Source organism: Azospirillum sp. FG154 (assembly GCF_057809575.1).
This window is the reverse complement of sequence record NZ_JBMDKF010000042.1, coordinates 1-25,434: the sequence shown is the minus strand read 5'-3', so window position 1 is coordinate 25,434 and position 25,434 is coordinate 1. Positions and strand designations below refer to the sequence as shown.

At 64.4% G+C, this 25,434-nt stretch carries 24 protein-coding genes; 13 read left to right on the top strand and 11 right to left on the bottom strand.

The features are described from left to right. Window positions 1-8: 8 nt before the first annotated feature. Window positions 9-110 carry a DUF6867 family protein gene (locus ACODS4_RS27120; RefSeq protein ID WP_488868823.1) on the top strand — a complete coding sequence of 34 codons (102 nt, stop codon included), beginning with the start codon at window positions 9-11 and terminating at the stop codon, window positions 108-110. Window positions 111-315: 205 nt separating this feature from the next. Then, window positions 316-1,416 (top strand): branched-chain amino acid ABC transporter substrate-binding protein, encoded by a 1,101-nt coding sequence (locus tag ACODS4_RS27115; RefSeq protein ID WP_488868821.1) that lies wholly within the window; start codon window positions 316-318, stop codon window positions 1,414-1,416. Between the two features lie 87 nt (window positions 1,417-1,503). Here the strand turns inward: ACODS4_RS27115 and ACODS4_RS27110 are convergent, their stop codons facing one another. Beyond that, window positions 1,504-1,758, bottom strand: coding sequence for a VOC family protein (locus ACODS4_RS27110; RefSeq protein WP_488868819.1), 255 nt, complete (start codon window positions 1,756-1,758; stop codon window positions 1,504-1,506). A gap of 217 nt (window positions 1,759-1,975) precedes the next feature. Here ACODS4_RS27110 and ACODS4_RS27105 point away from each other — a divergent pair, with 217 nt between their 5' ends. Then, entirely contained in the window at window positions 1,976-2,185 is a 210-nt protein-coding gene (locus ACODS4_RS27105; protein WP_488868817.1) for a hypothetical protein, read from the top strand. Window positions 2,186-2,353: 168 nt separating this feature from the next. Here ACODS4_RS27105 and ACODS4_RS27100 read toward each other — a convergent pair whose 3' ends face one another. Continuing rightward, the gene (locus tag ACODS4_RS27100) at window positions 2,354-4,063 is read right to left on the bottom strand and encodes a hypothetical protein (protein WP_488868815.1); all 1,710 of its coding nucleotides are present in this window, start codon (window positions 4,061-4,063) and stop codon (window positions 2,354-2,356) included. A gap of 206 nt (window positions 4,064-4,269) precedes the next feature. Next, window positions 4,270-5,313 carry an MBL fold metallo-hydrolase gene (locus ACODS4_RS27095; RefSeq protein WP_488868813.1) on the bottom strand — a complete coding sequence of 348 codons (1,044 nt, stop codon included), beginning with the start codon at window positions 5,311-5,313 and terminating at the stop codon, window positions 4,270-4,272. Between the two features lie 245 nt (window positions 5,314-5,558). On the opposite strand from ACODS4_RS27095, the gene ACODS4_RS27090 reads away from it, so the two are divergent. Then, the gene (locus ACODS4_RS27090; RefSeq protein ID WP_488868811.1) at window positions 5,559-6,206 is read left to right on the top strand and encodes a response regulator transcription factor; all 648 of its coding nucleotides are present in this window, start codon (window positions 5,559-5,561) and stop codon (window positions 6,204-6,206) included. 16 nt (window positions 6,207-6,222) lie between these two features. Here the strand turns inward: ACODS4_RS27090 and ACODS4_RS27085 are convergent, their stop codons facing one another. After that, the gene (locus ACODS4_RS27085) at window positions 6,223-6,948 is read right to left on the bottom strand and encodes a hypothetical protein (protein WP_488868809.1); all 726 of its coding nucleotides are present in this window, start codon (window positions 6,946-6,948) and stop codon (window positions 6,223-6,225) included. 282 nt (window positions 6,949-7,230) lie between these two features. On the opposite strand from ACODS4_RS27085, the gene ACODS4_RS27080 reads away from it, so the two are divergent. Continuing rightward, a complete protein-coding gene (locus ACODS4_RS27080; protein WP_488868807.1) occupies window positions 7,231-7,803 on the top strand; it encodes a DJ-1/PfpI family protein in 573 nt (190 codons plus the stop codon). Window positions 7,804-7,844: 41 nt separating this feature from the next. Beyond that, the gene (locus tag ACODS4_RS27075; protein ID WP_119831386.1) at window positions 7,845-8,180 is read left to right on the top strand and encodes a ribbon-helix-helix domain-containing protein; all 336 of its coding nucleotides are present in this window, start codon (window positions 7,845-7,847) and stop codon (window positions 8,178-8,180) included. Between the two features lie 16 nt (window positions 8,181-8,196). Here ACODS4_RS27075 and ACODS4_RS27070 read toward each other — a convergent pair whose 3' ends face one another. Then, the gene (locus ACODS4_RS27070) at window positions 8,197-8,712 is read right to left on the bottom strand and encodes an adenine phosphoribosyltransferase (protein ID WP_488868804.1); all 516 of its coding nucleotides are present in this window, start codon (window positions 8,710-8,712) and stop codon (window positions 8,197-8,199) included. A gap of 198 nt (window positions 8,713-8,910) precedes the next feature. Here ACODS4_RS27070 and ACODS4_RS27065 point away from each other — a divergent pair, with 198 nt between their 5' ends. The 7 genes from ACODS4_RS27065 (at window position 8,911) to ACODS4_RS27035 (ending at window position 16,085) form a co-directional block, all read left to right on the top strand. Further along, a complete protein-coding gene (locus ACODS4_RS27065) occupies window positions 8,911-10,086 on the top strand; it encodes an MlaE family ABC transporter permease (RefSeq protein WP_488868802.1) in 1,176 nt (391 codons plus the stop codon). Continuing rightward, on the top strand, window positions 10,086-10,883 hold the full coding sequence (locus tag ACODS4_RS27060; RefSeq protein WP_488868800.1) for an ABC transporter ATP-binding protein: 798 nt from the start codon (window positions 10,086-10,088) through the stop codon (window positions 10,881-10,883). The genes ACODS4_RS27065 and ACODS4_RS27060 overlap by 1 nt, the downstream gene beginning before the upstream one ends. 8 nt (window positions 10,884-10,891) lie before the next feature. Then, a complete protein-coding gene (locus ACODS4_RS27055) occupies window positions 10,892-11,851 on the top strand; it encodes an MlaD family protein (RefSeq protein WP_488868798.1) in 960 nt (319 codons plus the stop codon). Beyond that, window positions 11,848-12,495: an ABC-type transport auxiliary lipoprotein family protein gene (locus tag ACODS4_RS27050; RefSeq protein ID WP_488868796.1), complete on the top strand. Its 648-nt coding sequence runs from the start codon at window positions 11,848-11,850 to the stop codon at window positions 12,493-12,495. The genes ACODS4_RS27055 and ACODS4_RS27050 overlap by 4 nt, the downstream gene beginning before the upstream one ends. A gap of 86 nt (window positions 12,496-12,581) precedes the next feature. After that, window positions 12,582-13,391, top strand: coding sequence for a DUF6969 family protein (locus ACODS4_RS27045; RefSeq protein ID WP_488868794.1), 810 nt, complete (start codon window positions 12,582-12,584; stop codon window positions 13,389-13,391). 92 nt (window positions 13,392-13,483) lie between these two features. Continuing rightward, window positions 13,484-14,605 carry a SpbR family protein gene (gene spbR, locus ACODS4_RS27040; RefSeq protein WP_488868792.1) on the top strand — a complete coding sequence of 374 codons (1,122 nt, stop codon included), beginning with the start codon at window positions 13,484-13,486 and terminating at the stop codon, window positions 14,603-14,605. A 91-nt stretch (window positions 14,606-14,696) separates the two neighbouring features. Further along, window positions 14,697-16,085, top strand: coding sequence for a PAS domain-containing sensor histidine kinase (locus ACODS4_RS27035; protein ID WP_488868790.1), 1,389 nt, complete (start codon window positions 14,697-14,699; stop codon window positions 16,083-16,085). On the opposite strand, the gene ACODS4_RS27030 is transcribed toward ACODS4_RS27035, so the two are convergent. The 6 genes from ACODS4_RS27030 to ACODS4_RS27005 form a co-directional block, all read right to left on the bottom strand. Beyond that, entirely contained in the window at window positions 16,045-17,526 is a 1,482-nt protein-coding gene (locus tag ACODS4_RS27030; RefSeq protein WP_488868788.1) for an ATP-binding protein, read from the bottom strand. The two genes, ACODS4_RS27035 and ACODS4_RS27030, sit on opposite strands and share 41 nt — an antisense overlap. Window positions 17,527-17,571: 45 nt before the next feature. Continuing rightward, entirely contained in the window at window positions 17,572-18,264 is a 693-nt protein-coding gene (locus ACODS4_RS27025; protein ID WP_488868786.1) for an RluA family pseudouridine synthase, read from the bottom strand. Window positions 18,265-18,271: 7 nt separating this feature from the next. Then, window positions 18,272-18,589, bottom strand: a complete 318-nt coding sequence (locus ACODS4_RS27020) for a CcdB family protein (protein ID WP_488868784.1) — start codon at window positions 18,587-18,589, stop codon at window positions 18,272-18,274. Next, window positions 18,589-18,828: a type II toxin-antitoxin system CcdA family antitoxin gene (locus ACODS4_RS27015; RefSeq protein WP_488868782.1), complete on the bottom strand. Its 240-nt coding sequence runs from the start codon at window positions 18,826-18,828 to the stop codon at window positions 18,589-18,591. Before ACODS4_RS27015 ends, ACODS4_RS27020 begins: the two co-directional genes overlap by 1 nt. A gap of 64 nt (window positions 18,829-18,892) precedes the next feature. After that, window positions 18,893-20,527: a fumarate hydratase gene (locus tag ACODS4_RS27010; RefSeq protein ID WP_488868780.1), complete on the bottom strand. Its 1,635-nt coding sequence runs from the start codon at window positions 20,525-20,527 to the stop codon at window positions 18,893-18,895. A 228-nt stretch (window positions 20,528-20,755) separates the two neighbouring features. After that, window positions 20,756-24,862, bottom strand: a complete 4,107-nt coding sequence (locus ACODS4_RS27005; protein WP_488868778.1) for a Pls/PosA family non-ribosomal peptide synthetase — start codon at window positions 24,860-24,862, stop codon at window positions 20,756-20,758. Window positions 24,863-25,434: the final 572 nt, after the last annotated feature.

Here is a 25,434-nt window from a genome sequence, read left to right as displayed (position 1 = left end):
CATACCGAATGGCCATCGCGCGAAAAATGGTCAACCAGTATCCGTGGATCTATGAGCGGTTCGGCCCCTTTCATTGGCGCGAGCGCGTGGGTGGCGGTTTGGCCGAATAGGGGCCGTGAATAGGGCTTGGCGAATGGCTTCGCGCGCATAGAATAGGCCACAAGATCCGCCGGTTTCGCAAAACTGTCGCAGTGCCGACCGGGTGGATTGTGGTAAAAAGAACATCGCCGGAGGGGACCCGGCGATGAAGGCCCGCAAGGGCCGGGGGTATGTTGCAACAGGGACCTTCTCAACGAACAGGGAGCTAGCACACCCATGAAATTCAAGCTGTCCCTTCTCGCCGCCGTGGCGGCGACCGCGCTCTCCGTGACGGCCGCCAAGGCCGACATCGCGGTGGCGACCGCTGGCCCGATCACCGGCCAATACGCCACCTTCGGCGAGCAGATGAAGAAGGGCATGGAACAGGCCGTGACCGACATCAACGCCGCTGGCGGCGTGCTTGGTCAGAAGCTGAAGCTGGAAGTCGGCGACGACGCGTGCGATCCCAAGCAGGCTGTGGCCGTCGCCAACCAGTTGGCCAAGGCCGGTGTGAAGTTCGTGGCCGGTCACTTCTGCTCGGGTTCTTCGATCCCGGCGAGCCAGGTCTACGCCGAAGAAGGCATCCTCCAGATCTCCCCGGCCTCGACCAACCCGAAGCTGACCGAGCAGGGCCTGAAGAACGTCTTCCGCGTTTGCGGTCGTGACGATCAGCAGGGCATGATCGCCGGCAAGTATCTGCTGGACAAGTTCAAGGGCAAGAAGATCGCCATTCTGCATGACAAGTCGGCCTATGGTAAGGGATTGGCCGACGAGACGCAGAAGTCGCTGAACGCGGGCGGCCAGAAGGAAGCCATCTACGAAGCCTACACGGCGGGTGAGAAGGACTATTCGGCTCTGGTGTCGAAGCTGAAGGCGACGGGGGTCGAGGCGATCTACATCGGCGGCTATCACACCGAAGCGGGCCTGATCGCCCGTCAGATGAAGGACCAGGGACTGAGCGCCGCCCTCATCTCGGGTGACGCGCTCGTGACCAACGAGTATTGGGCGATCACTGGCTCCGCCGGTGAGAACACCATGATGACCTTTGGTCCCGATCCGCGTGAGAAGCCGAGCGCCAAGGCGGTGGTCGAGAAGTTCCGCAAGGCGGGTTACGAGCCGGAAGGCTACACCCTGTACACCTACGCCGCCGTGCAGGTGTGGGCCGAGGCCGTGAAGGCCGCCGGTTCGACCGACGTCGACAAGGTTGCCGCCGTGCTGCGCAAGACCAGCTTTGACACCGTCAATGGCAAGGTCAATTTTGACGCCAAGGGCGACCTGACCACGCCGGACTATGTCTGGTACAAGTGGAGCAACGGCGCCTACGCTCAGGTCAAGTAACCGTTTCCAACGGTTGTTTGTGTGAGACGAAAGGGTCCGGCAAGCGATTGCCGGACCCTTTTTGCGTCCGCCGCTTCATGAAGTGGGTTACGGAATGGGCCGGTTGACGCGGATGGCGCCGGCGCCGGCGCCGGTGTAGGTGGCGAGCGGGTCGTCATGCCCGCCCTGTCGGGCCAACAGGCGTTCGGAGCTGCGCAGAACGTCGCGCCAGAAGGCGGCGGCGCGCGGCTGGTCGCTGGCCGTCAGCTCCACCCAGTGAACGTGGCTGAGTCGGATGGCGTTCTCCCCCAGTTCCGAGACCAGGCGAGTCGCGAAGGCCAATGTGTCGAGGTCGGTGTCCATAGACCGATGAACCCGTCCGGATGATGTTTATTCCAGGGGCAAAGGGATCGCAGGTAGCGTTGATTGGGTTTGCTGCGGCGCAATCAGGGTCGGATTGTGGCGATGCCGTGGCATTTGACGGACGTGCGTCACGGCGGGGATGTTTTGTGCTTCAATGGCGGCTGTCGGATCGCTCAGTATGGGCGGTCCCGGATCGGGATGTGTTTTGGAGAGAGACATGCGCCGAAAGCGCGAAGTTGTTGAAGGTCAAGTCTACCGCAAGCTCGGCCCCAGCGGCGGTTTCTGGCAGGTCGTGGCGATCCGCAAGGACGGCATGGGAACCCAGCACGCCCAGCTCAAACGCACAGACGATCCAAAGACGCTGAAAACCCTGTCGGTCATGGCGCTGCTCGACAACCAGCAATTCGAGATCGCAACGGAGGGCTAATGTTGACTGGTGTGGGGGCGCCTTGGATGCTTTTGATCCTGACTTGCCAGGATCAAAAGCCTCTGTCTTGGCGCGCCGGGCGCTTGATCTGAAACGGCGGGCGCTCTTAACGCTGTGTTCCTTGATCCGATTGACGTTTCAAGCTGCTTCGCCTTTGCGCAGTCGGCCCTAGTTTTGGCGTCGCAGAGCGTAGCATACGGCGCTATTGCAGGCATGCGCGAAAGGAGGATCAGGGGATGCCGACACGAAAGCGCAGACGCTTGTCGAATTAGGAGCGCCCGGCGCTCGCTCGAAAACTCTCAGTCTTTTGAAGAGCCAATCGATATCAATGCTGATATTGCGGAACGCATCCATTGCAAAGGTCAACACGGAGCGCCCGATGGGTGTGAGGCTCCGGAAATCTGGAGCCTCATCAAAGATCAATTCGCAGCGGGCCGCGAGTTCGAGGAGATAGTGCTTGGTGCTGGCGGTTTCCGGCGCGCAGATCCTTTCAGGCGTGAAGAAATAGGCTTTGTCGATATCTTGAACGCACGCATGAATGCCAAACCTATCAAGATCCACCATCAGGCCACTGGCTTTTCCCATGACGGCGTGCCAACTGGGCGAAAGATGCAGCACGATTTGGCTGCCAGTTGGGTTCTCTGAGGCGATGGCGCGGGAAAGCGCTCTGAGTTCGCTGGCCCGGAACAGATTGCTGCGGGTGAGCGAGCAACCTGCGGCGAAGACGAGCGACAGCGTGACCGCCGATGCGACAGCCGCCCGAAGGTGGCTGCGGCTGAGTTCGAGAACAATGACAGCGGTTCCAGAGATGACGCCCAGAAGCGGCAATGCGATCAGGAAGCTGCCAGTATAGCCCCGCAGCGGCGCCGGCGCGCGGGCGAACACCAGCGTGGCTGTGATGTGCGTCAGCAGGACGACGAGCAGCGTGTTCCGCCAAAGAGCGCCATATCGTCCAGTTCGGAGAGAAATCGTGGCTCCCGCCACGATCACCAGCCAGAGAAACGGGCGCAGGGACAGGGTGTTGCTGCTGAAAAAGCGCAAAAGCTCTGGAACCGAGGCGTGCGGCATTTCCTGGTTTTCCGCAGTGGCGGCGAGAATTTTCATGATGTTGCCGGGCGGATGCACGACGATGTCGAGCAGAATGGGCGCCAGGAAAATCGCGACGATCCCGGCGACTGCGGCGTAACCCGTTGGCGGGAAATCCATTCCAGTTGTCCGGACGTGCGTTCGCCGCCCGATGACCGCGCAAGCTGACCAAACAATTCCAACGATCGGGACAAGAGGAATGTAGGCATGGACAAGAGCCATCATGGCGAAAGTGGCGGAGAGCAGTCCGAAAAGCGACCCGCGCAGGAGGAGCATCGCCGTCGCCAAGAACATTAGGAACGGCAATATCACGATGTCGGACATCAAAAGCGTCGCCAAGGCGTCCTGACCGGCAAATTGGAGAAGCATCATGAGGACTGCGGTGACGGCGGCCACCGCGCCAGCAAATCCGCCGCCGGTGAGGCGATGCAGGGCGGTCGCCAGCACACCAGCGCATGCGGCGCTGGTCGCCATCATCCCGAACAGATGCGCGCCATAAAGAGACGCGACGAAAGGTCCAACGAATATCTGAGCGAAATAGCGAATGTAGAGAAAAAATGGACCTGGATGATTGACGGCCAAAAAAGTGTAATGTCCCGTCAAAAGCGTGCCGAGCGGTGCTTGTTGAACCAAGAGCATATCGGTTGCGGCGTCAGCCACTGGAATAAAATCTTCTGATAAAAACGACCAATTGTCGAATGAAAGTTTTAGAAAAAGAAAAATAAACACTAAAATCCCGGTAATTGCTGGGGGAATAGAGGATTTTTCCCCACAAAAATTTATTTTTTCCAATGTGATGTTCCGACATGGTGAGGTTGATGGAGGTTCGTGTTGCCTTTTCTGGCGATATGTCTGGGCATCGGGATCAATGTGGCTGCCGGGGGATTGGCAAGCGGGTCACATTCAAAGTTGGGCGCGAAATCGACTGAGCATGGCTTTTGTCCTCGCTCCCCCGTCTTGATGGGACCGACGCGAAATGTTTCTTCCCGTCAGCGCTTTTAACTCTGTCGCTGGTAGAGATCAACGCCGTCCGGCCCGTCGTGGCGCTTCAAAATGCCGCGACGGATCAGGTGGTTGAGGTGGGCGATGGCTTCGCCTATGGCGAACACCATCTGGTGTGGATCGAGGGGGCGGTTGAACAGGGTGCGCGTCACCATCGCGGCGGTCTGCGGGCTGGCGCATTGCACGGTGATTTCCTCCAACCGCGCGCGATGATGGGCGTGCAATTCCGCCGCCCGGCGGTGCAAACCGTAAAAGGGCAGGCCGTGCGACGGTAGGACCAACGTGTCGGGGGGGAGGGCTGACCATGCCTCCAAACTCGTCAGATAGTCGGTTAGCGGGTCGGCGTCCGGTTCGGTTGGCCAGACGCTGATGTTTGGGCTGATGCGCGGCAAAATCTGGTCGCCGGGGATCAGCAGGCCGCGCGTCGCGTCGTGCAGACACACAGGCTCGGCGGTGTGGCCGCCGCCGCCGATCACCCGCCATGTCGAGTCGCCAATCGTCAGATCATCGTCCGCCCGCAGGCGAGTCAACACCGCCGGAACGCTGGGCACGCCGCGCGTGTAGGCGCTTTTGCGGCCAAGCACGGCGGCCAGAACCTCGCCCTCCAGGCCGCTGCGCTGGTAAAAGCGCTCGACCGCTCCGTCCATCGCCGGGCCGCCGCCTGCGGACAACATGCGGGCGAACAGCCATTCGGTGAGCGACGCGGCGAAGGACGCGCCGGTGCGCTCCACCAACCATCCGGCCAAGCCGATGTGATCGGGGTGGAAATGGGTGGCGATGACCCGCTCAACCGGGCGGTTTTCCAGCGCGCCGGTGAACAGCCCCTCCCACGAGTCGCGGGTGCGGGCGTCGCCCAGGCCGGTGTCCACCAGCGTCCAGCCTCGCTCCCCACCATCCAGCGCCCAGACGTTGATGTGGTCCAACTGAAAGGGCAGGGCCAGCCGGATCCACAGGACGCCCGGCGCCACGGGCCGGGCGCAGCCCGGTTCAGGAGCGTCGTCGAAGGGGTGGCGGAGCGTGAGTTTGTTGGCGAGCGTCATGGTTCAAGCATCGTGGTTCACGTGTTGGCGGCGGCCCCCGACCCGTTCCGACCAGCAGGGGAAATGGTTTGTTCGGCGGATGATTGCAGAATGGATGCTGAATGGGGTTGTTGCAACGCCGCAATACGGTGGTGTTTGGCGATTGGATGTTTGCTCGCGTTGTTTTGCGTAATGGGGTGGCGTGAAGCGTTGCGTCAGCGTATGACGATGATGGCGCAACGCGTATTTTTGGCTCGGGACGTTTCATGCAGGTTCTGATCGCTGACGATCATTCCATTGTCCGCAGCGGCTTGACCCATTTGGTTGGGGAATTGGATGAGCAGGCCACGGTGATTGCCGCAACCAGCTTTGGCCAAGTCGGCGCCATTCTCGATCAGGGGAGCAGTTTCGACCTGATCGTCATGGATCTGCGGATGCCCGGCCTTGGCGGCCTTGACGAGGTCGAGGCGCTGGTCAGGCGGGTGGCTCCGGCGCCGGTCGCCGTCTTTTCGATGATCGAGTCGCCCGATGAAATGCGGGCGGTGCTGTCGCGCGGCGTGCGGGCCTTCATTCCGAAATCAACCGATGACGTGCTGGTGGTCAACATCCTGCGGCTGGTGATGGCTGGAGGATCCTATGTGCCGCCCGTGCTCGGCATGCCGGGTGGCGTCTCCACCGCCACGGCGTCACGCGCCGCCGCTCCCAGTCTGTTCGACGGCTTGACCCGCCGCCAGTTGGAGGTGCTTGATCTGCTGGCTCAGGGGTTGTCCAACCAGGACATTGGCGAGCGGTTGGGGTTGAACCTGTCCACGGTCAAGACGCATGTGACCGGCGTGTTGAAGGTCTTGGGGGTCGGAAGCCGCACGCAGGCGGTGCTGTTGGTCAAGGAATCGGGGCGCGACCGTTTGGTTTGAAGGCCAGAACCATCGGCTAGAACAGGGCGTTCATCAACGAGCCGCGCCCGCCATAGCCGCCGCTTGACCCCAACAGGCTGAGCGCGCTGCTACTTGTGGAGGAACTGCCGCCGTTCAGCATCGCCGCCAACCCCTGAAGCTTGGTGTTGCCGCCGAAGGGGTTGGACCCCTGGGCCGGTTGCTTGGCGATGGTGTCGTAATCCTTGCTGTAGCTGCCCATGCGGAACTGCACGCCATAGCTTTTGGCGTCTTTCACCGGCACGTCCTTGTCGCGGGCGACTCGCACCGTGTAGTCGCCCTTGTCCAGTTCCAACTCGCCCTTTTGCATTTTCTTGAAGGCGTCGTAGGCCGATCCGGCATCTTTGTTGCTGTCGGCGACGACTTTGCCCTGCCGGTCCATCAACTGCACGCGCACCCCGGCGTCGCCGACGGTGCCGATGGTGGCGGCGCCCTTGGCGACGACCGAGAATTTGTAGAAATCGGCGGGATCGTTCGACGCCAGCGAGCTGAAGACGTTCAGGCGGCTGTTGTCCTTGATGAGCGTGCCGATGTTGGTGGCGAAGGGGGCGGTGTTGGTCGCCGATTTGGCGACCGACTGTTCATACTCCTGCACCTTGCCCTTGGCGCCGGTGTCGGCGGTCCCCGACGCCTGTTGCTGCACGCGCTTGACCGCCGCGTCGATCGACTGCTGGAGGCTCTGCGCCATGCTGCCGATATCGCCGAAACTGGACAAACTGACCATGACCGCTCTCCTCGCCTGCTCCGGTTCGGCGTGTCCGCGCCGGAGTGATCCACATCACAGGGAATGCAGGAAGCGGGCCAGAATGGTGAAGCCAGCGTTTGCAAGGATTCCGTCGGCTGGAACCGGCGGTTGTTTATGCGCGCCCGGCAAAAGTCTCAAGGCGACGGCAAGATTTTCCCGTCGCGAGTAGCCCATTGTTACCCACCCGCGCGGGGACGGTGGGATAGTCGCTCTGCCGGATGATCGGCTCCGCAATCCAATGCGCAGATACGGGAGGGTTCCATGGCCGCGAAGAAGATCCTGATGATCGTTGGGGATTACGCCGAGGATTATGAGACGATGGTGCCGTTCCAGGCGCTCGCCATGGTCGGCCACACCGTGCACGCCGTCTGTCCGGGCAAGCACGCGGGCGACCGCATCGCCACCGCCATCCATGATTTCGAGGGCGACCAGACCTACAGCGAAAAGCGTGGCCATAACTTCACCCTCAACGCCTCGTTCGAGTCGGTCAAAGCCGAGGGCTATGATGGGTTGGTCATCCCCGGCGGACGGGCGCCGGAGTATCTGCGGCTGAACGCCGACGTCATCGCGCTGGTCCAGGCCTTTTTCACCCAAGACAAGCCGGTGGCGGCGGTCTGCCATGGCGCGCAGCTTCTCGCGGCGGCGGGGGTGCTGAAAGGCCGCCGGGTGTCGGCCTATCCGGCCTGCAAGCCGGAGGTCGAGTTGGCGGGTGGCGAATACGCCGACATCCCGCTCGATTCCGCCGTGGCGGACGGTAAACTGGTGACGGCCCCGGCCTGGCCGGCGCACCCGGCGTGGCTGGCGCTGTTCCTCACGGCGCTGAACGCGGAATAAACCAGACGTCGGACCGAAGCCGGGACGAAGGAGAGCGGCGCATGTGCGAGATCTACGTCAAGGCCGATCCGATTCTCTACGAATGCCGGTCGCGCTCCGTGCGCATCCACGGGGTCGTGACCAGCATCCGCCTGGAGAATCTGTTCTGGGACGTGCTGGCCGACATCGCCGCGCGCGACGGCATGACGGTCAATCAACTGATCGCCAAGCTGTATGACGAGATCGTCGAGGCGCGCGGCGAGGTGCCGAATCTCGCCTCGTTCCTGCGGGTCAGTTGCATGCGCTACCTCACCCTCGTTCTGGGCAAGGAGGAGGCCGCGCCCGCCCCTCGCCCGGTTTTGCGGCGGGAGGCGGAGGTGGTGGCGTTGCGGCCTTAACCCAACAGCGGAAGGGTCACTCGTCGTAGGCCATCAACGAGACGCTGGGGACGTCCAACCTGTCGCGCCCGTTCAGGAAGGTCAGTTCCACCAGGAAGGCGGCGGCCCGGACGTCGGCGCCGACCTGACGCAGCAGGCTGATGGCGGCGGCCATCGTGCCGCCGGTCGCCAGCAGATCGTCCAGCATCACCACGCGCTGCCCCGGCGTCACCGCGTCGGCCTGCACCTCAATGGTGTCGGTGCCATATTCCAGATCGTAGGAATGCTTCACCTTGTCGCCCGGCAGCTTGCCGTGCTTGCGCACCATGACGAAGCCGACGCCCAGCGCCAGCGCCAGCGGCGCGGCGACGAGAAAGCCGCGCGACTCGATGCCGACCAGCAAATCGGGCTTGTGCGGGCGAATCGCCTCCGCCAGTTGGTCGATGGCGGCTTTCCAGGCCGGGCCATGGGCCAGCAACGGCGACACGTCGTAAAACAGGATGCCCGGCTTCGGGAAATCCGGGATGCCGCGAATGTGGGTTTTCAAATCCATGGGATGAGGTCCGTCCAGGAGCGTGGCGCGACGCCGACCAACGCCGCACTCTATCGGGTGGGATGACGGCGCGCAAACGGGCGTTGCGCCGCAGGGATCGGGCCGCAGCCATCGGGCCTATGCATGCGCTGCGGGGTTGACCCGCCGCGTCCGCATCGCCACCGTCTAGCCCGCAAGGGTGACACGAGGGCGGAGCGGGTGCGCGGCGTGGTGGCGGAACGGGTGTGGATCGAGTCGCGGCAAGGCGATGCGGGGAGCGACGGGGCGACCGGCGATGGGGCGTGGCGCCTGGACGCGGGCGGGCGCTGGACGCTGGACGTCGCCGACGCGGCCACCGCCGCGTTGGACGCGATCCAACTCGCCAAAACGGCGGGGACCGTGCGCTTTGGCCTTGCCGGGCTTGAGGCGCTCGACACCGTGGGGGCGTGTCTGCTGATGGGGTTGGCCGACCGGCTGACGGCGGAAGGCCGCAAGGTGACGGTCCTGGACGCCCGGCCCGAACACGCCGCCTTGATCGACGCGGTGCGCGGCGCGAGCAAGGCGGCGGTCAAGATCGTCGCGCCGGCCCATCACCCGATCATCGACATGATCGCCGGAATCGGCGAGGACTCCATCGCGGCGGGGAAAGAGGCGCTGGATCTCATTGGCTTTCTCGGCCTTGTCACCATCACCTTCGCCCGGTTGCTGCTCCACCCGTCGCGGCTGCGCGTGACGTCCGTGTTCCACCACATTCAACAGACCGGCTTGAACGCGCTGCCGATTCTTGGGCTGCTGTCCTTCTTGATCGGCGTGGTCCTGGCCTTTCAAGGGGCCGACCAGTTGAAGCGCTTTGGGGCGGAGCTGTACGTCGTCAATCTGCTGGGGGTGTCGGTTCTGCGCGAGATCGGTATTCTGATGACGGCGATCATCGTCGCCGGACGCTCCGGTTCCGCCTTCACCGCGCAGATCGGCACGATGAAGGTCAACCAAGAGGTGGACGCCATCGGCACCATGGGGTTGGACCCCATCGAACTGCTGGTGGTGCCGCGCGCCATCGCCCTGATGGTCAGCCTGCCGCTGCTGGCCTTTTACGCCGACATCATGGGGCTGTTCGGCGGCGCGGTGATGAGCTACGCGACGCTCAACATCACCTTCGGTCAGTTCATCCTGCAACTTCACACGGCGGTCGGCATCGGCACGGTGATGGCCGGGCTGATAAAGGCGCCGGTCTTCGCCCTGGTCATCGCCATGGTCGGCTGTTACGAGGGGTTGAAGGTGTCGGGCAGCGCCGAAAGCGTTGGAACCCTGACCACCAAATCCGTCGTCGAGGGGATCTTTCTGGTGATTGTCATCGACGCGCTGTTCTCCGTGCTGTTTTCCGTGTTGGGCGTGTGATGAGCGAGAGTTTCGCCCCCGGTCTGCCGACCAGCGCCCCACCGGTCATCCGGGTGCGGGATCTCGCCACCCGATTCGGGACGCAGACCATCCATGATGGGCTTGATCTCGATGTTCGCGCGGGCGAGGTGCTGGGCGTCGTCGGCGGGTCCGGCACCGGAAAATCGGTGCTGCTGAAAGAAATTCTTGGTCTGATAAAGCCCGCCGCCGGGCGGATCGAACTTTTGGGTCACGACACCGCCGACCTGTCGCGCGCCGCGCGCGCCGCGCTTCAGGCGCGCACCGGCGTGCTGTTCCAGAACGGCGCGCTGTTCAGTTCGATGACGGTGGCGGAAAACATCATGCTGCCGTTGAGGGAGCACACGGACCTGCCGCCGTCGTTGATTGGCGAGGTCGCGCGGGTGAAGATCGCCATGGCTGGGCTGCCGTCGGACGCCGGGGCCAAGCAACCCTCGCAATTGTCCGGCGGCATGGTCAAGCGGGCGGCGCTGGCCCGCGCTCTGGCGCTCGACCCGGCCATCCTGTTTCTGGACGAGCCGACCGCTGGGCTGGATCCCATCGGGGCGGCGGCGTTCGACACGTTGATTCGCGACCTTCAACGCAGTCTTGGCCTGACGGTCTTCATGGTGACGCATGATCTGGACAGTCTGACGACCATTTGCGACCGCATCGCGGTGCTGGTGGACAAGAAAATCCGCGTGGGGACGCTGGAGCAGCATCTGGTCGATCCGCATCCCTGGATTCACGATTATTTTCACGGACCGCGTGGACGCGCCGCGCGTCACGCGACGGATTGAGGCAAGTCATGGAAACGCGCGCCAGCTACATTCTGGTCGGCAGCTTCGTTCTGGTCCTGATCGCCGGCATGCTGGGCTTCTCCGTCTGGATCGCCAAGGTCCAGTTGGAGGAGACCCGCCAGCCCTACCGGGTGTATTTCACCGGATCGGTCACGGGGCTGCAACCGGGCAGCCCGGTGCGCTATCGCGGCGTGCCGGTGGGAACGGTGGGCGACATCCGGCTCGATCCTGACAACGTCACCCGCGTGCGCGTCACCATTCAGGTGCAGAACGACACGCCGATCATGGCCGATTCCATCGCCTCGCTGGAAATGCAGGGCATCACCGGCGGCGCCTATGTGCAGATTTCCGGCGGGACGGCGGGGGCGGAACGGTTGAAGGCGACCGCGCCGGATGGGATTCCCGTGATCCCCTCGAAAACCTCCTCTCTGTCGGCGGTGGTGGACAGCGCGCCGCAACTGGTCAGTCGGGCGTCGGAATTGATCGCCCGCTTGGGCGACATGATGAACGCGGACAATCAAAAGGCGATGACCGACATTCTGGCCAACGTCAGCCGAATCAGCGGCGATCTGGCCCGCGCCACGGCGGGGCTGGACGACACGATGGCGCAGGCGCGGGACACGCTGAAAGGACTGGAGCCGGTCGGCCCGCATCTGGATCAAACGATCATTCAGGCGCGCGACACGCTGGCCACCGTCAACAGCGGCGCCAAGCAATTGACCGGCGACAGCCGCGAGTTGATCCAGTCGCTCAAGCGCGCATCGACCGAACTGAGCGGCCTTTTGGCGGAAAATCGCGCGCCGGTGCGCGACTTTACGGCGACGGGGCTGTATGACTTGAGTCTGTTGATCGCTCAGTTGCGCGACCTGTCGGGTCAGTTGTCGCGGGTGGTCACGCGGATCGAGAACGACCCGTCGAACTTCCTGTTCGGCGGAACCCGGCAGGGTGTGGAGGTGCGGGGCAAATGAACGGTCGAACACGGATGGCGGGGCGGCTTGCGTCCTGGGTGGGGCTTGGTTTGGCGCTGTTGGGGCTGACGGCCTGCTCGACGATCATCAATCCCACCGCGCCCAAGCTCTACACCCTGACGCCGCGCGCCGTGATCGAGGCTGGGGCGCCGACGGTGACGTGGCAATTGCTGGTCGAAACGCCATCAGCGGCGGCGGGCGTCGACACCCCGCGCATCGCCCTGTCGCGCACCCCGACCACGCTCGACTATTTCGCCGACGTGTCTTGGGCCGACCGGGCGCCGAACATGGTCCAGGGGGTGATCGTCCAATCCTTTGAGGACAGCGGGCGGATCCTGTCCGTCGGGCGCGACACCATGGGGCTGCGCTCCGATCTCGTCCTGAAATCGGAGTTGCGCGACTTCCAGGCCGAATACGCGACGCCGGGCGCGACCAGCCCCGACCGCGTGCATGTCCGCCTGTCGGCCAAGCTGGTGGCGATGCCGCGCCGGACCATCGAAGCCGGGGAAACCTTTGACGCGGTGGTTCCCGTCCGTGGGCGCGACTTCACCGACGTGATCGCCGCCTATGACGCGGCGTTGGGCCAGATCAGCGGCGCGCTGGTCAGTTGGACGTTGCGCAACGGTCGCGTCGCCGTCCCGTAACCGGCGGCCTCGCGCGGAAAAACCTTGCCAGAACTGCATATCCGCGTGCGTAATAGGGTTGATTGCGAGGTGGCGGACGGGCGTTGATGACGGAGCTTTCGGGGCTTTCCCGCGAGGAATTGGAGGCCATGGCCGAGGCCGGTCGGGAGGTTCGGGTCTGCCAGCGGGCGCTGGCCAAGACTGGCGACACCGTGGTCGGCGAGCTGCTGCGCGGGCATGGCACGCTCTATGAATGGCGCCACTACCCGCCGGGCGACGTCTATGACGCCGAGCATCACGCGCAGTATTATTACCACTGCCACCCTGAAGACGAACGGCCGAAGGGTGAGCATGGCCATTTCCACAGTTTTCTGCGCCCGCACGGGATGCCGTCGGGAATCCGCCCGGCGCCGTTGCCGGATTACACCCCGCCGGACAATGACAACGACGCGCTGTCCCATTTGATCGGCGTCGCCATGGACGTGGCCGGGCAGCCGGTGCGGCTGTTCACCACCAACCGCTGGGTGACGGGCGAAACCTGGTACGCGGCGGACGACGTGGTGGCCATGCTCGATTCCTTCATCGTCGATCACGCCCGTCCCTCGTGGCCAGCCAACCGCTGGATCACCGGGCTGGTCCGCTTGTTCCGTCCCCAGATCATCCGTTTGCTGCGTGAGCGGGACGCGGCGATCAGTCGCTGGGCGAACGAACATCCCGACGCCTATGTTTATGAGGATCGGGGGTTGGAGGTCGCGTCCCAATGCCCCATCTCGGTGGAAGAGCAAATTGCCGAGGTGGACATGCTGGCGCGGGGAACCCGGCGCCGTCGCTCGATCCTTCCAGAACCGCCCCGGTTCGTGGAGGATGAGGGGGGCGGTCTGACAATTTCCGCCGATCCGTCGCGCCTTCTTCGTTAATGAAGGTTCAACAGTTTCATCACATCCTTTAGCCTGAGGAAGTGCTCCCGGCCATAAGGGGGCAGACCAAGGGCAGGAAGGGTCCGCGACCCATGACCGAGCATTTGACCCAAGCCGACGTCGTTCGACTGTTGTCGGACCCGTCGCCCAACAGCCGAACCGATCTTGCCGCCAAGATCGCCCGTCAGTTTGGCGGCGAGGAACTGTCCGCCAGCGAACGCAAGCTGGCCGAAGACATCATCCGGGTGATGGTGAACGACACGGTGGTCAGCGTCCGCCAGACTTTGGCCGAAAATCTGAAATCCAACCCGGCGCTGCCGCGCGACGTCGCCCTGACCATGGCGCGGGATGTGGAGGCGGTGGCGATCCCGCTGCTCAGCGTGTCCACCGTGCTGACCAGCGCCGATCTGGTCGAGATCTTGCGGTCTGGCGCCGATTCCAAAAGCGTGGCCATCGCCCAGCGCCCGAACGTTCCCGCCGCCGTCGCCGACGCGCTGGTGGAAACCGGGTCGGAAAAGGCCGTGGCGGCGTTGGTCGCCAACGAAGGGGCGGAACTGGGCGAGCAGACGCTGGGCAAGGTGATCGACCGTTTCGGCGCCAGCGAAGCTGTGCAGGATCCGTTGGTCCATCGGGGCAAATTGCCGATCACCATCGCCGAACGGCTGGTGGCGGTGGTGTCGGAAAAGCTGCGCCAGCATCTGGTGTCGCATCATGAGCTTTCGGCCAAGGTCGCTTCCGATTTGATCCTGCAAAGCCGCGAGCGCGCCACCGTCGCGCTGTTCAGCGGCGAGAATGACGAAATCGCGCTGGAACGGTTGGTCGCCCAATTGGCGCGCACCGGGCGCCTGACGCCGTCTCTGCTGGTCCGCTCGCTGTGCACCGGCGACATCGCGTTTTTCGAGCACGCGATCTCGCAGATGGCCAACGTGCCGATGACCAACGCGCGGCTGTTGATCCACGACGCCGGGCGGTTGGGGCTGAAATCCCTGTACGACAAGGCGAAATTGCCGTCGGCCCTGTTGCCCGCCTGCCGGATCGCCATCGACGTGTTGCGTGAGACTCCCTATGACGGCGAACCCGGCGACCGGGAGCGTCACCGTCGCCGCCTGATCGAACGCATCCTGACCCAGTATGAGGATCTGGCGCCGGAGGATTTGGATTTCCTCCTGACCAAATTGGGCGACATGATGCAGACGGAGCATGAGGCGGCCTGACGCCGCGCCTTTCGGAACCGATGGGCGCTTGCTTCGGTGTGTCGTTTGGTCGCAGACTGCGTGACGGAATGGGCTAGTGAGGGCTGAGGGGATGAAGCGCGCGGCCTCGCTTCCGCACAGTCAAGCCGCCGATGACTCCTCTCGGGCGTCCGACGAGACGCCGGAGGAGACGATCCGCCGTCTCGAACGGCGCATCGCCGCGTTGGAGGCCCGTTCGGCTCTGGACCCCCACAAAACGCGCGACGCTGGGTTGCGCGACGCCGGGTTGCGGGCCAGCGAAGCGCGATTCCGGTCTCTGGTGCAAACGGCGGCCAGCATCATTTTGGTTCTGGGCCAGGATGGCCGCGTGCAGGAGGCCAACCGCGAGGCCGAACGCGCCTTCGGTCTGAATCCCGACAGCGCCATCGGGCGGTCCTGGATGGAGGTGGTCGGGGAACGGCCCGGCGGGGTGTTCGCCGCGCAACTCGCCATCGCCGGGGAAGGGCAGGAAGTCCGCAATTTCGAGCAGGTCCAGCATGACCGCGCCGGGGTGGGCGAACGGGTGCTGTTGTGGAACATGAACCGCCTGCCGGAAACCGAAGGAGTCGCCCCGGCGATCATCTGCGTCGGCCAGGACATCACGCGGCGCAAGCGCGCCGAACTGGCGCTGCGTCACGCCCGCGACGAGTTGGAAATGAGGGTGGCTGAACGCACCCGCGCCCTGATGCAGGAGGTGCAGGAGCGCCGTCGGGCCGAACAGGCGTTGATCCAGGCCAAGGAGCAGGCCGAACTGGCCAACCGGGCCAAAAGCGAATTTCTGGCCAACATGAGCCACGAGCTGCGCACGCCGCTGAACGCGATCATCGGCTTTTCCTCAATGATGGAAAGCGAGATCGTCGGGCCGATCGGCCATCCGAAATATCTGCATTACGCCGGGGTCATCGGCAAATCCGGCCAGCATCTGCTGGCGGTCATCAACGACATTCTCGACGTCGCCAAAATCGAGGCGGGCAAGCTGGATCTTTACCCTCAGCCGATGAATGTGCGCGACGCGGTGGACAGCTCGTTGCTGCTGATCGCCGAGCGGGCGGAGGAGGGCGGCATCACCCTGCTCGATTCGGTGGCCGAGGACACGCCGCTTTTGCTGGGCGATCCGGTGCGGGTGAAGCAGATTTTGCTGAACCTGCTGTCCAACGCGGTCAAGTTCACGGGTTCGGGTGGTCAGGTGTCGCTGCGGGTGCGGCCCGACCATGACCGGATCTTGATCGAGGTGGCGGACACCGGAATCGGCATGAGCGCCGAGGGCATCGCCATCGCCTTGCAGCCCTTCGGGCAGGTGGACAGCCAATTGTCCCGCCGGGCGGGCGGCACCGGCCTCGGCCTGCCGTTGGTGCGTTCTTTCGTCGAGCTGCTGCACGGCACGTTGGATGTCCGCAGCCGGGAAGGGGAGGGAACGACCGTCAGCGTCCGCTTGCCGGTGGCGCGCTCCGACGGGGCGTAACCTCCGGCACTTGGACGGAAAAGACAGCGCCTTTGCCTTCGATGGAGCGGACAGTGAGAGGATGGCCAAGCAGGCGGGCCAGACGTTCGACGATGGCCAGGCCCAGACCGATTCCCTCGCTGCGGTCGCGGTCGGGGCGGTCGAGCTGGACGAACTCCTCGAAGATGCGGCGGCGGTCGGTTTCGGCGATGCCGCGTCCGCTGTCATAAACCTCGATCCACAACCCGCCGCCGCGATGGCGGCAGCCGACCAGCACGCCGCCCTCTTCGGTGTAGCGAATGGCGTTGGCGATCAGGTTGCGGACGATGCGCTCCAGCAGGGCCGGATCGCTGTGCGCCACGACGTCGGTCGGCACGGCGCGCAGACGCAAACCCTTCGCCTCGGCCTGTCCCGCGAATTCGGCTTCCAACTGGTCGAGCAGGGGGGAGAGCGGGACGTCGGTGGGTTTGGGCGACACCACGCCGGATTCCAGCTTTGAGATTTCCAAAATCGCGTTCAGCAGATCGCGCATCGACCGTTGCGCCGCCTTCAGATCGGTCAGCATCGCCGTCGCTTTGGCGGTCTGGCTCTGGCGTTCCAGCATGCCGGTGAACATGCCGATGGCCTGCAAGGGCTGGTGCAGATCGTGGCTGGCGTGGGCGAGGAAACGCGATTTGGCGCGGTGGGCCTGCTCCGCCGCGTTCTTGGCGGCGTGCAATTCAGCGGTGCGTTCGCGCACCTGCTGCTCCAGCGTGGCGTTGGCCCGCTCGATGGCGTCGGTCATTCGGGCGATTTCGGTGAACTGGTCGCGGACATGGCGGGTCATTGGGCGGAAGATCACCAACGCCTCGACCATCAGCGTCAGCAGCGTCAGGATCAACGCCGCCATTCCCATCCGGTGCAAGGAGTGGAAGCCCGCCTCGCCTTCCTCCTGATAGAGCGCGACCATGATCTCCAGCCGGTCGAGCAACGGCCCCAGGGCCTGGGCGGTCACGTAATCGGCCTCGGCCATGCCGGGGGGCAAGCCGCCGGGGGCGGCGGCGATGACGGCGCGCAACGCGGCGATGTGGCGGCTCACCAACGGGTCGAGGGGATCGAAGCCGCCGAAGAACAGATCCTTGGGCGGCGGCCCCAAAGCCGGGCCGTCGGCGGGATTGGCCTGCCCGCTCAACCGGCGGTGCGCCGCCTCGAACATGTCGGTGGCTTCGACCAACTGGCGGGCCAAATCGGCGCGGGAATAGGCGTCCGGGTTGTGCTTGAGCTGTTCGACCAGCAAAGCGGTGCGCTGGGACAGCATGCGCTGGCGGCCTGAAACATTGACCACCTCCAGCATCCGTTCATGCTGACCAATCACCCGCTCGGTCATCACGAAACCGGCCAGCGTGCCCAGCGCGATCAACGCCAGCGCGACGCCGTAGCGCAAGGTCATCCAACGGGCGGTGGTGGCGCCAATGGGGATCATGCGCGTCCTCGGAATCGTCATGCTGCAATGCAGCGATGAAGAAGCCTACCCCTGATTTGGGTCTTCGGCAAACCCGCAAGCGGCCAGCGCGGCCCGCATGTGGGCGGGAATCGGGGCGACGGCCCCGACCGGCTCACGCTTTGGGTAGAGCGGCAGGGAGATCGCGCGCGAATGCAGATGCAGCGGATGCCCGTCCGGCCCGCCATATTGCGGATCGCCCAGCAGCGGGCAGCCGATGGAGGCGCAATGCACGCGGATCTGGTGGGTTCGCCCGGTGTGCGGAGTCAATTCCAGCCACGTCATCCCGTTGGCCCGGCCCTTGACCACATAATCGGTGATGGCGGTTTGCCCGTCGGGCAGCCCGCCGACCATCCGCCAGCCGCCGGTCTTGTTCGAGACCTTGGACAGCGTCAACTCGATGCGCCCGGATTCCGCCGGGGGCGATCCGGCGACCACCGCCCAATAGGTCTTGTCCACCTTGCCATCCTGGAACAGGATGCCGATCTTGCGCAGCGCCTTGGCGTGGCGACCGAGTATCAAACAGCCCGAGGTGTCGCGGTCCAGCCGGTGGGCCAGCGACGGGGCTTTGGGAAAGCCAAAACGCAGGGCGTCGAAGTGCCGTTCCAGATTGGGGCCGCCCGCTGGCCCGGCGTGGACCGGCAACCCGGCGGGCTTGTCGATGATGAGCATCAGACCGTCGCGGAAGAGGATGCGGTCTTGAATTTGGGCGGGTGTCACGGGTGGCTTATCCCCAGGCGCGAGAAATCAACAAATCCAGCGCCGCAATGATGCGGTCGCCGTCGTCCGCGAGCGAACAGACCTTCTCGCCGAGATGGTCGGAGGGAATGGAAACAATTTGCAATGGGTGGAGAACCACGTCGCGCTGATCGACCATGAAAACGGGCGTGAATGATGGATCGGTCGCGCGAACCTTGTTGGCGGGCAGCAACGGCACGACCACCCGGCGGTTGCTCGGATCAAATCGCTGCGATTGCACGATCAAAAGATATGGGACGCCGGTACGGTTGGCGCTCCGGTTGCGGTGAACGTCAAACTGAGGCATCAGAGATCGTCAAGATACTGGTCGGCGAAGGAGCCATGAATCGCGTCGAACTCGTTGAGGGCGGCGATGGCCGCGTCGAGCCGACGGTCGCGCTCCTCCTGGGCGACATAGTCGGTCAACAGCTTCTCCACCCGATCCGACAGGTTGCCGGTCAGGGATTCCGCGCGGCGCGCCAACTCCTCGTCCAACAACACCGTCACCGGGCGTTTTTGCCCCGGTCGGTCCTGTGCGCCGTCCATGCCGAAAGCCTCCCTCGCGTCCCGGCCATGATAGGCGCAGGACGCGAGGAACGGCAAGTCGGCCTTACGCGAGCTTCAATTCCTTGAAGAAATCATTGCCCTTGTCATCGACGATGATGAAGGCCGGGAAATCCTCGACCTCGATGCGCCAGATGGCTTCCATGCCCAATTCGGGATACTCGACGCACTCGACCTTCTTGATGCAATCCTGCGCCAGCCGGGCGGCGGCGCCGCCGATGGAGCCGAGATAGAAGCCGCCATGCGCCTTGCAAGCCGCCGTCACTTCGGGGCTGCGGTTGCCCTTGGCCAGCATGACCATGGAGCCGCCCGCCGCCTGGAACTGATCGACGAAGCTGTCCATCCGCCCCGCCGTGGTCGGGCCGAAGGATCCCGAGGCGTAGCCTTCCGGCGTCTTGGCCGGGCCGGCGTAATAGATCGGGTGGTTCTTGAAGTAATCCGGCAGCGGCTCGCCCGCGTCCAGACGGGCGCGCAGCTTGGCGTGGGCCAGATCGCGGGCGACGATCAGCGAGCCGGTCAGCGACAGGCGGGTGCGGATCGGGTGCTGGGACAGGGTGGCGCGGATGTCGGCCATCGGCTGGTTCAGGTCGATCTTGACGACCGTGTCGGACAGATGCTCGTCGCCGATCTCCGGCAGATACTGGGCCGGATCGGTTTCCAACTGCTCCAGGAAGATGCCGTCCTTGGTGATCTTGCCGACCGCTTGGCGATCCGCCGAGCAGGAGACGCCAACCCCGATGGGCAGCGAGGCGCCATGGCGGGGCAGGCGGATGACGCGGACGTCATGGCAGAAATACTTGCCGCCGAACTGGGCGCCGATGCCCATGTTCTGGGTCAGCTTGTGAACCTCGGCCTCCATCGCCAGATCGCGGAAGGCGTGGGCGTCTTCACCGCCGCTGGTCGGCAGACCGTCCAGATAACGGGCCGAGGCCAGCTTGACCGTCTTCAGATTCTGTTCCGCCGACAGGCCGCCGATGACGATGGCCAGATGGTAGGGCGGGCAGGCCGAGGTGCCGAGATAGCGGATCTTGTCTTCCAGGAACTTCAGCAAGCGGTCGGGGGCCAGCACCGACGGGGTGGCCTGATGGAGGAAGGTCTTGTTGGCCGACCCGCCGCCCTTGGCCATGAACAGGAATTTGTAATAATCCTCGCCCTCCGCATAAATGTCGATCTGGGCGGGCAGGTTGTTGCGGGTGTTCTTTTCCTCATACATCGAGATGGGCGCGAGCTGGCTGTAGCGCAGGTTGCGCTTCAGATAAGCGTCGCGCGCGCCTTCGGACAGCGCGGCCTCGTCGCCGCCCTTGGTCCAGACGCGGCGGCCCTTCTTGCCCATGATGATGGCGGTGCCGGTGTCCTGGCACATCGGCAGCGTCCCGGCGGCGGCGATGTTGGCGTTCTTGAGAAGGTCGAGCGCCACGAACTTGTCGTTCGGCGAGGCCTCGTCATCCTTCAAAATGTTCGCCAACTGGGCCAGATGGCCGGGGCGCAGCAGATGGTTGATGTCGGCGAAGGCCGCCTCGGCCAGCAGACGCAGACCTTCCGGCTCCACCTTCAGAACCTGCTCGCCGTCGAAATCGACGACGGACACATGGTCGGAAGACAGCTTGCGGTAGGTCGTTTCGTCCTTGGCGAGCGGAAACAGGCCAGCGGCTCCGTTGGCTGAGGCGATGTCGTCGGGCATGGGGCGTTCCTTCGGCAATATCCGTGTGCGGTTCGCCGCTTTTCCGGTCCGCCGGATCAATCCCCGGCGCGCGGAAAGGGGCGGGGCCGCGCTCGGCCCCCCTTATACACCGCTGGGGGGACGACACAACGATAAGGCGGACGCGACGGGGCGGCTGCGGCGATAGCGCCCAACAAAAAGGGCTGCGGCAAAGCGCAGCCCTTGATTGGTTGCGGCTTGGCCGACTGCTTACGCCGCCGCCTTCAGACCGCCCGAGGCGTCCGATGGGGCCTGTTCCGCCGGTTCGGCGGGCGCGCCGACCCATTCGGTGTGGGCCGGAATGTCTTCGCCCTTCATCACCAGCGTCAACGGTCCCAACCGGGCGAATTCGCCGACGTGGGTGTCGTAGAGCACGGTGGCCCCGGCCCCGACGGTGACGCCTTGGGCGACCGACACGCGGCCAACCTTCATCACCCGATCCTCGTACAGATGGGTCTGCAAGGCCGACAACGCGTTCACCGCCGTGTAATCGCCGATCGACACGCAATCGAATTCGGTGATGTCGGTGGTGTCCATGAAGACGCCCTGGCCAAACTTCGTGCCAAACAGCCGCAGCACCCAGGGCAGCATCGGCGTGCCGCGCAGATGGTCGAGCAGAACCTTGCCCGCCAACCCCCAATAGAGCACGGCCACCGCTTCGGTCCGCATCGCCCACCAGGACCACATGGGTTTCATGGTGGGGGTGTAGCGACCCATCAGCGCCCATTTGACCAGCACGACCATCAGCACCATGGCCGACGGGATGGCGACGCTGACGCCGATGAACTGCCACAGGAAATCGCGATAACGCCCGTCGATGATCGCCGGGGCGAACAGCTCCACCGCGAAGGTGCCGAAGGTGATGAACAGCATCGTCGGCATCGACAGGCTGAACGCCTCGAACAGGGCGCGGCCCAAACGGCGGGCGCGCGACGGCTCGAAGGTCCAATTGGACGAGATGTTGTCGAACTTCTGGCGCACCGGCAGCTTGATCGGCGGGCTGCCGAACCAGGTGTCGTTCGGTTGCATCTCGTCATTGGTCGGTGGCTTGGACTTGATGCCGATCAGGCAGCCGGTCGGGATGATCGCCCCCGGCGGCACCACGGCGTCGTTGCCGACGAAGACGCGGGCCTCGGTCTTGACCGGCTTCAGCTCCATCCAACCGCGCCGAATGTCCTCGTCGCCCAGCACCACCTCGTCGGCGATGAAGCACTTCTCGCCGATCTCCACCAGATCATAGCGTCCGGCGAGGTTGGTCGAGATCTCGGCGTCACGCCCGATTTTGGCGCCCATCAGCCGATACCACGCCCGCATGTAGACGGTGGCGTAGAGCGAGCTGAGGGTTTCCAGCATCACCTCGGTCGACAGGGCGACGATCCATTTGCGGACGTAAAACCAACTGTGGACCGAGTAGGTTCCGGCCTGGACGCGCGGCAACAACACCCAGCGCACCCCGGCGATCAGGAAGACGGTGACGCCGACCAGGGCCATCGCCGTCGGCCATGCGATGGCTGGGACGTAATAGAGGTAATTGACCTTGAACAGCCCGCCCATCATGGCGTCGAGCCGGTCGAACAGATAGAAGGCCGGGTAAATTGGGATCAAGGCGATGGGCGGCAGCGCCAGCAGGGCCAGGGCGTAGATGATCGCCTGCGCCGTCTTGCGCAGCGGCCCGGCGGTCGCCTCTTCCGGCAAGGCGTCGCGGTCCACCACGCCGATCTTGCGGGCGGGGGAGCCGTCCCATTTTTCATAAGCGCCGGTTTCCACCCCGGCGGGCAGCGCGGTCAGATCGGTCAGTTCGGTTCCCTCGCCGATCACCGCGCCATGCCCGATGACGCAGGAGGTGCCGATGTAGGCGTCCGCGCCGATGTCGATGGAGCCGATCACCAGTTCGTTGCCGATGACCTCGGCGTTGGCCAGCTTGACCTTGCCGCCGATGGCCGCGCCCCGCCCGATGCTGACCAGATCCAGCGCTCCGGACTCGATCTCGCCGATCAACGCCGCGTCGCCAACCTTGCCGCCCAGCGCGCGCAGGAAGACGCGCATCACCGGCGATCCCTGGAACCATTTCAGATGGACCAGGCTGATGAAGCGTTGCGCCAGCCACCAGCGGTAATAATACACGCCCCACAAGGGGTAGCGGCCTGGCTTGGTCCGCCCGATCACCAGCCATTTGGCGGCGATGGCGATGACCAGAGTGGCGATGTTGATGACGGCGTAGACGCCCAGCAAGGTTCCAACCTCTTGGAACATCGTGGCGTCTTCGCCCGACAGCAGCATGTAGCTGACAAACACGCCCAACCATTGCGCCGTCATCAGCGCCAGGATGAAGGGCAACGCCGCCGCCTGCGCCAAACCGCAGAGGAAGCGGCGCATCAGCGGCGGCGGGGTGAAAGACAAATCCGCAGGGGGGACGGCCTTGCCGCCCGCGCCGCGCGGGGCCTTGGCCTCCAGCCGTTCGGCCATCGCGCGCAGGGTGCGGGCGCCATAGACGTCCTGCAAAGTCAGCACACCCAGTTCGGCGTTTTCCCGCACCGCTGACACGAAGCGCGCGGCCAACAGCGAGTGACCACCGAGATCCAGGAAGAAATCGCCTTCCAATGGAATGCTCTGACCCGGAAAAACCCGGCGGGCGGCGCTCAATAGGGCGGCTTCGGTCGCGCTGCGCGGCTCGTCCTGTTCGTCGGCGCCGTTGTCTTCCGTCAGTGTGACGGTTTGCAGCGTCTTGCGGTCTGCTTTGCCCGAGGTCAAGCGAGGCAGGCTGTCCACCCGTTCGTAATGGGCGGGAACCATGTAGCTGGGAAGTTGGGCGCGCAACGCCGCGCGCAACGCGGCGACGTCCAGGTCGGTCCCGGGTTGGGCGACCAGAAAGGCGACCAGCCGATCCAGCCCGTAGTCGGCGCGCAGCACGACCGTGGCTTGCGCCACGCCGGGAAGGTCCGTCAGCTTGGCTTCGATCTCCCCCAGTTCGAGGCGGAAGCCGCGAATCTTGACCTGATCGTCGATGCGGCCATGGAACAGCAGATTGCCGTTCTCATCGACGCTGACCGCGTCGCCCGAGCGATAGAGCGTTGGGGCTGATCCATCGGGCTGGAACGGGTTGGCGATGAATTTCTCCGCCGTCAGATCGGGACGCCCCAGATAACCCTGGGCCACGCCGGGACCGCCGATCAACAATTCGCCTTGCGTGCCTGGCGGAACCAAAGCCAACGCCTCGTCAACGACATAGGCGGTGTGGTTGGGGATTGGGCGGCCAATGGTGACGGGGCTGTCCGGGCGCACCTCGGCGATGGTGGCGACCACCGTCGTTTCGGTCGGGCCGTAGCTGTTGAACAGGCGGCGGCCCGGTCGGCACCAGCGTGCGGCGATGGCGGGCGGGCAGGCTTCGCCGCCCAGAATGATGACGCGCAGCGATGGAATGTCGCGCGGCATCATCGCCAGCAGGGTGGGGACGGTGTCCAGAACGGTGACGCCCGCTTCGGTCAGCACGTCGGCCAGCCGGTCCACTTCCTCCAAGGTCTGGCGGCTGGCCACCCATAGGGTGGCGCCAACCAGATAGGGGACGAAGATTTCCTCCAGAGACAGATCAAAGGCGACCGAAGCCCCCTGAAACGCCACGTCCTCGGCGGTCAGGCCATAGACGCTGTTGGCGGCGCGCAGGTAATGGCAGATGTTGCGGTGGCTGATGACAATGCCCTTGGGCTTGCCGGTCGAACCCGAGGTGTAGATGGCGTAAGCCGGATCGTCCGGGGTGACGCCCTCGGCCCGCAGATCGATGGCGCGGTCGTCATCGGACAGCACGTCGCCAATCCGCAGAGTCTCAACGCCCAAGGCGGAGGCTTTCGATCCGGTGACGAGATCGACCAGAAGGGCCGGGGCCGCGCAATCGGCCAAGCTGATGGCCACACGCTCCGTCGGAGCGTCGGCGTCAAATGGCAAATAGGCCGCGCCCGCCTTCAGGATGCCCAGCAAAGCGACATGGAGATCCAGGGAACGGGCCATCCACAGGCCAACGTAACACCCCCGCCCTATGCCGCGCGCCCGCAGCCCATGGGCGACGCGGTTGGCGCGCGCGTCCAGCTCAGCGTAGCTGACGCGGCGGCCATCGAACAAAATCGCCGTGTGACCGGGCGCGCGCGCGGCGCTGGCGGCGGGAATATCGCCCAGCAGTTCATCGCGTAAAAAAGACGGCTCCACAACGCCGGTCAGCCATGACCCGTTCACGCCCCCGATGTGGAGAGCGGCGGTCAGCGGTGTGGAAAGAAGGGAAGACGGGGCCTCGTCCTGGATGGATGCCCGTGCGCTCAGCAATGTCACGCTGTATCAGCCTTCCTTTGGGAATCAGCGCGGCGGCGCCTTGCGGATCCGATCAAGACACGGCTCCGGCGGTCGGCTGACAGCGGCTGGTCGCCGCTCGTCCGTTGTAGGATCCGTTGGTTAAAGAAGAGTTGCCCGCAAGCGGAGATGTCATCTCCCAAGGGGGGCGGTGGAACGATCCGTTGCGGTCTGTTGAAAGCACGATAAACACCGACCAACCTTGCGAATCATTCTTGCCTTGAGGAGCCGCCGTCTGCTTGCGACGTCCCCGTCTTGATGATCCGCCGTGCGTCGGCGGTCAAGTGTTTGCTGCCTTTTGGTGCTCATCATCGCGCCACCCTGCCATTCGTGTCTGCTGGCGTTCCAATTGTCCGATTTTGCGGTCCCGGCTTGGGGCAGGGCGACGATGATCGGGGAAGGTCAAGCCGCCCATATATGGATGTTCCAATTTGCGGGCGAAGGGGTGTGTCAAAAAAATGCATTACGCCCGAAGAAAGCAGTTGCGTGGTCAAGTCGCCCCGCCTATAAAGCGCCTCCCGACGCGAACAGCGCCGACGCGGTCCGAACGGAGC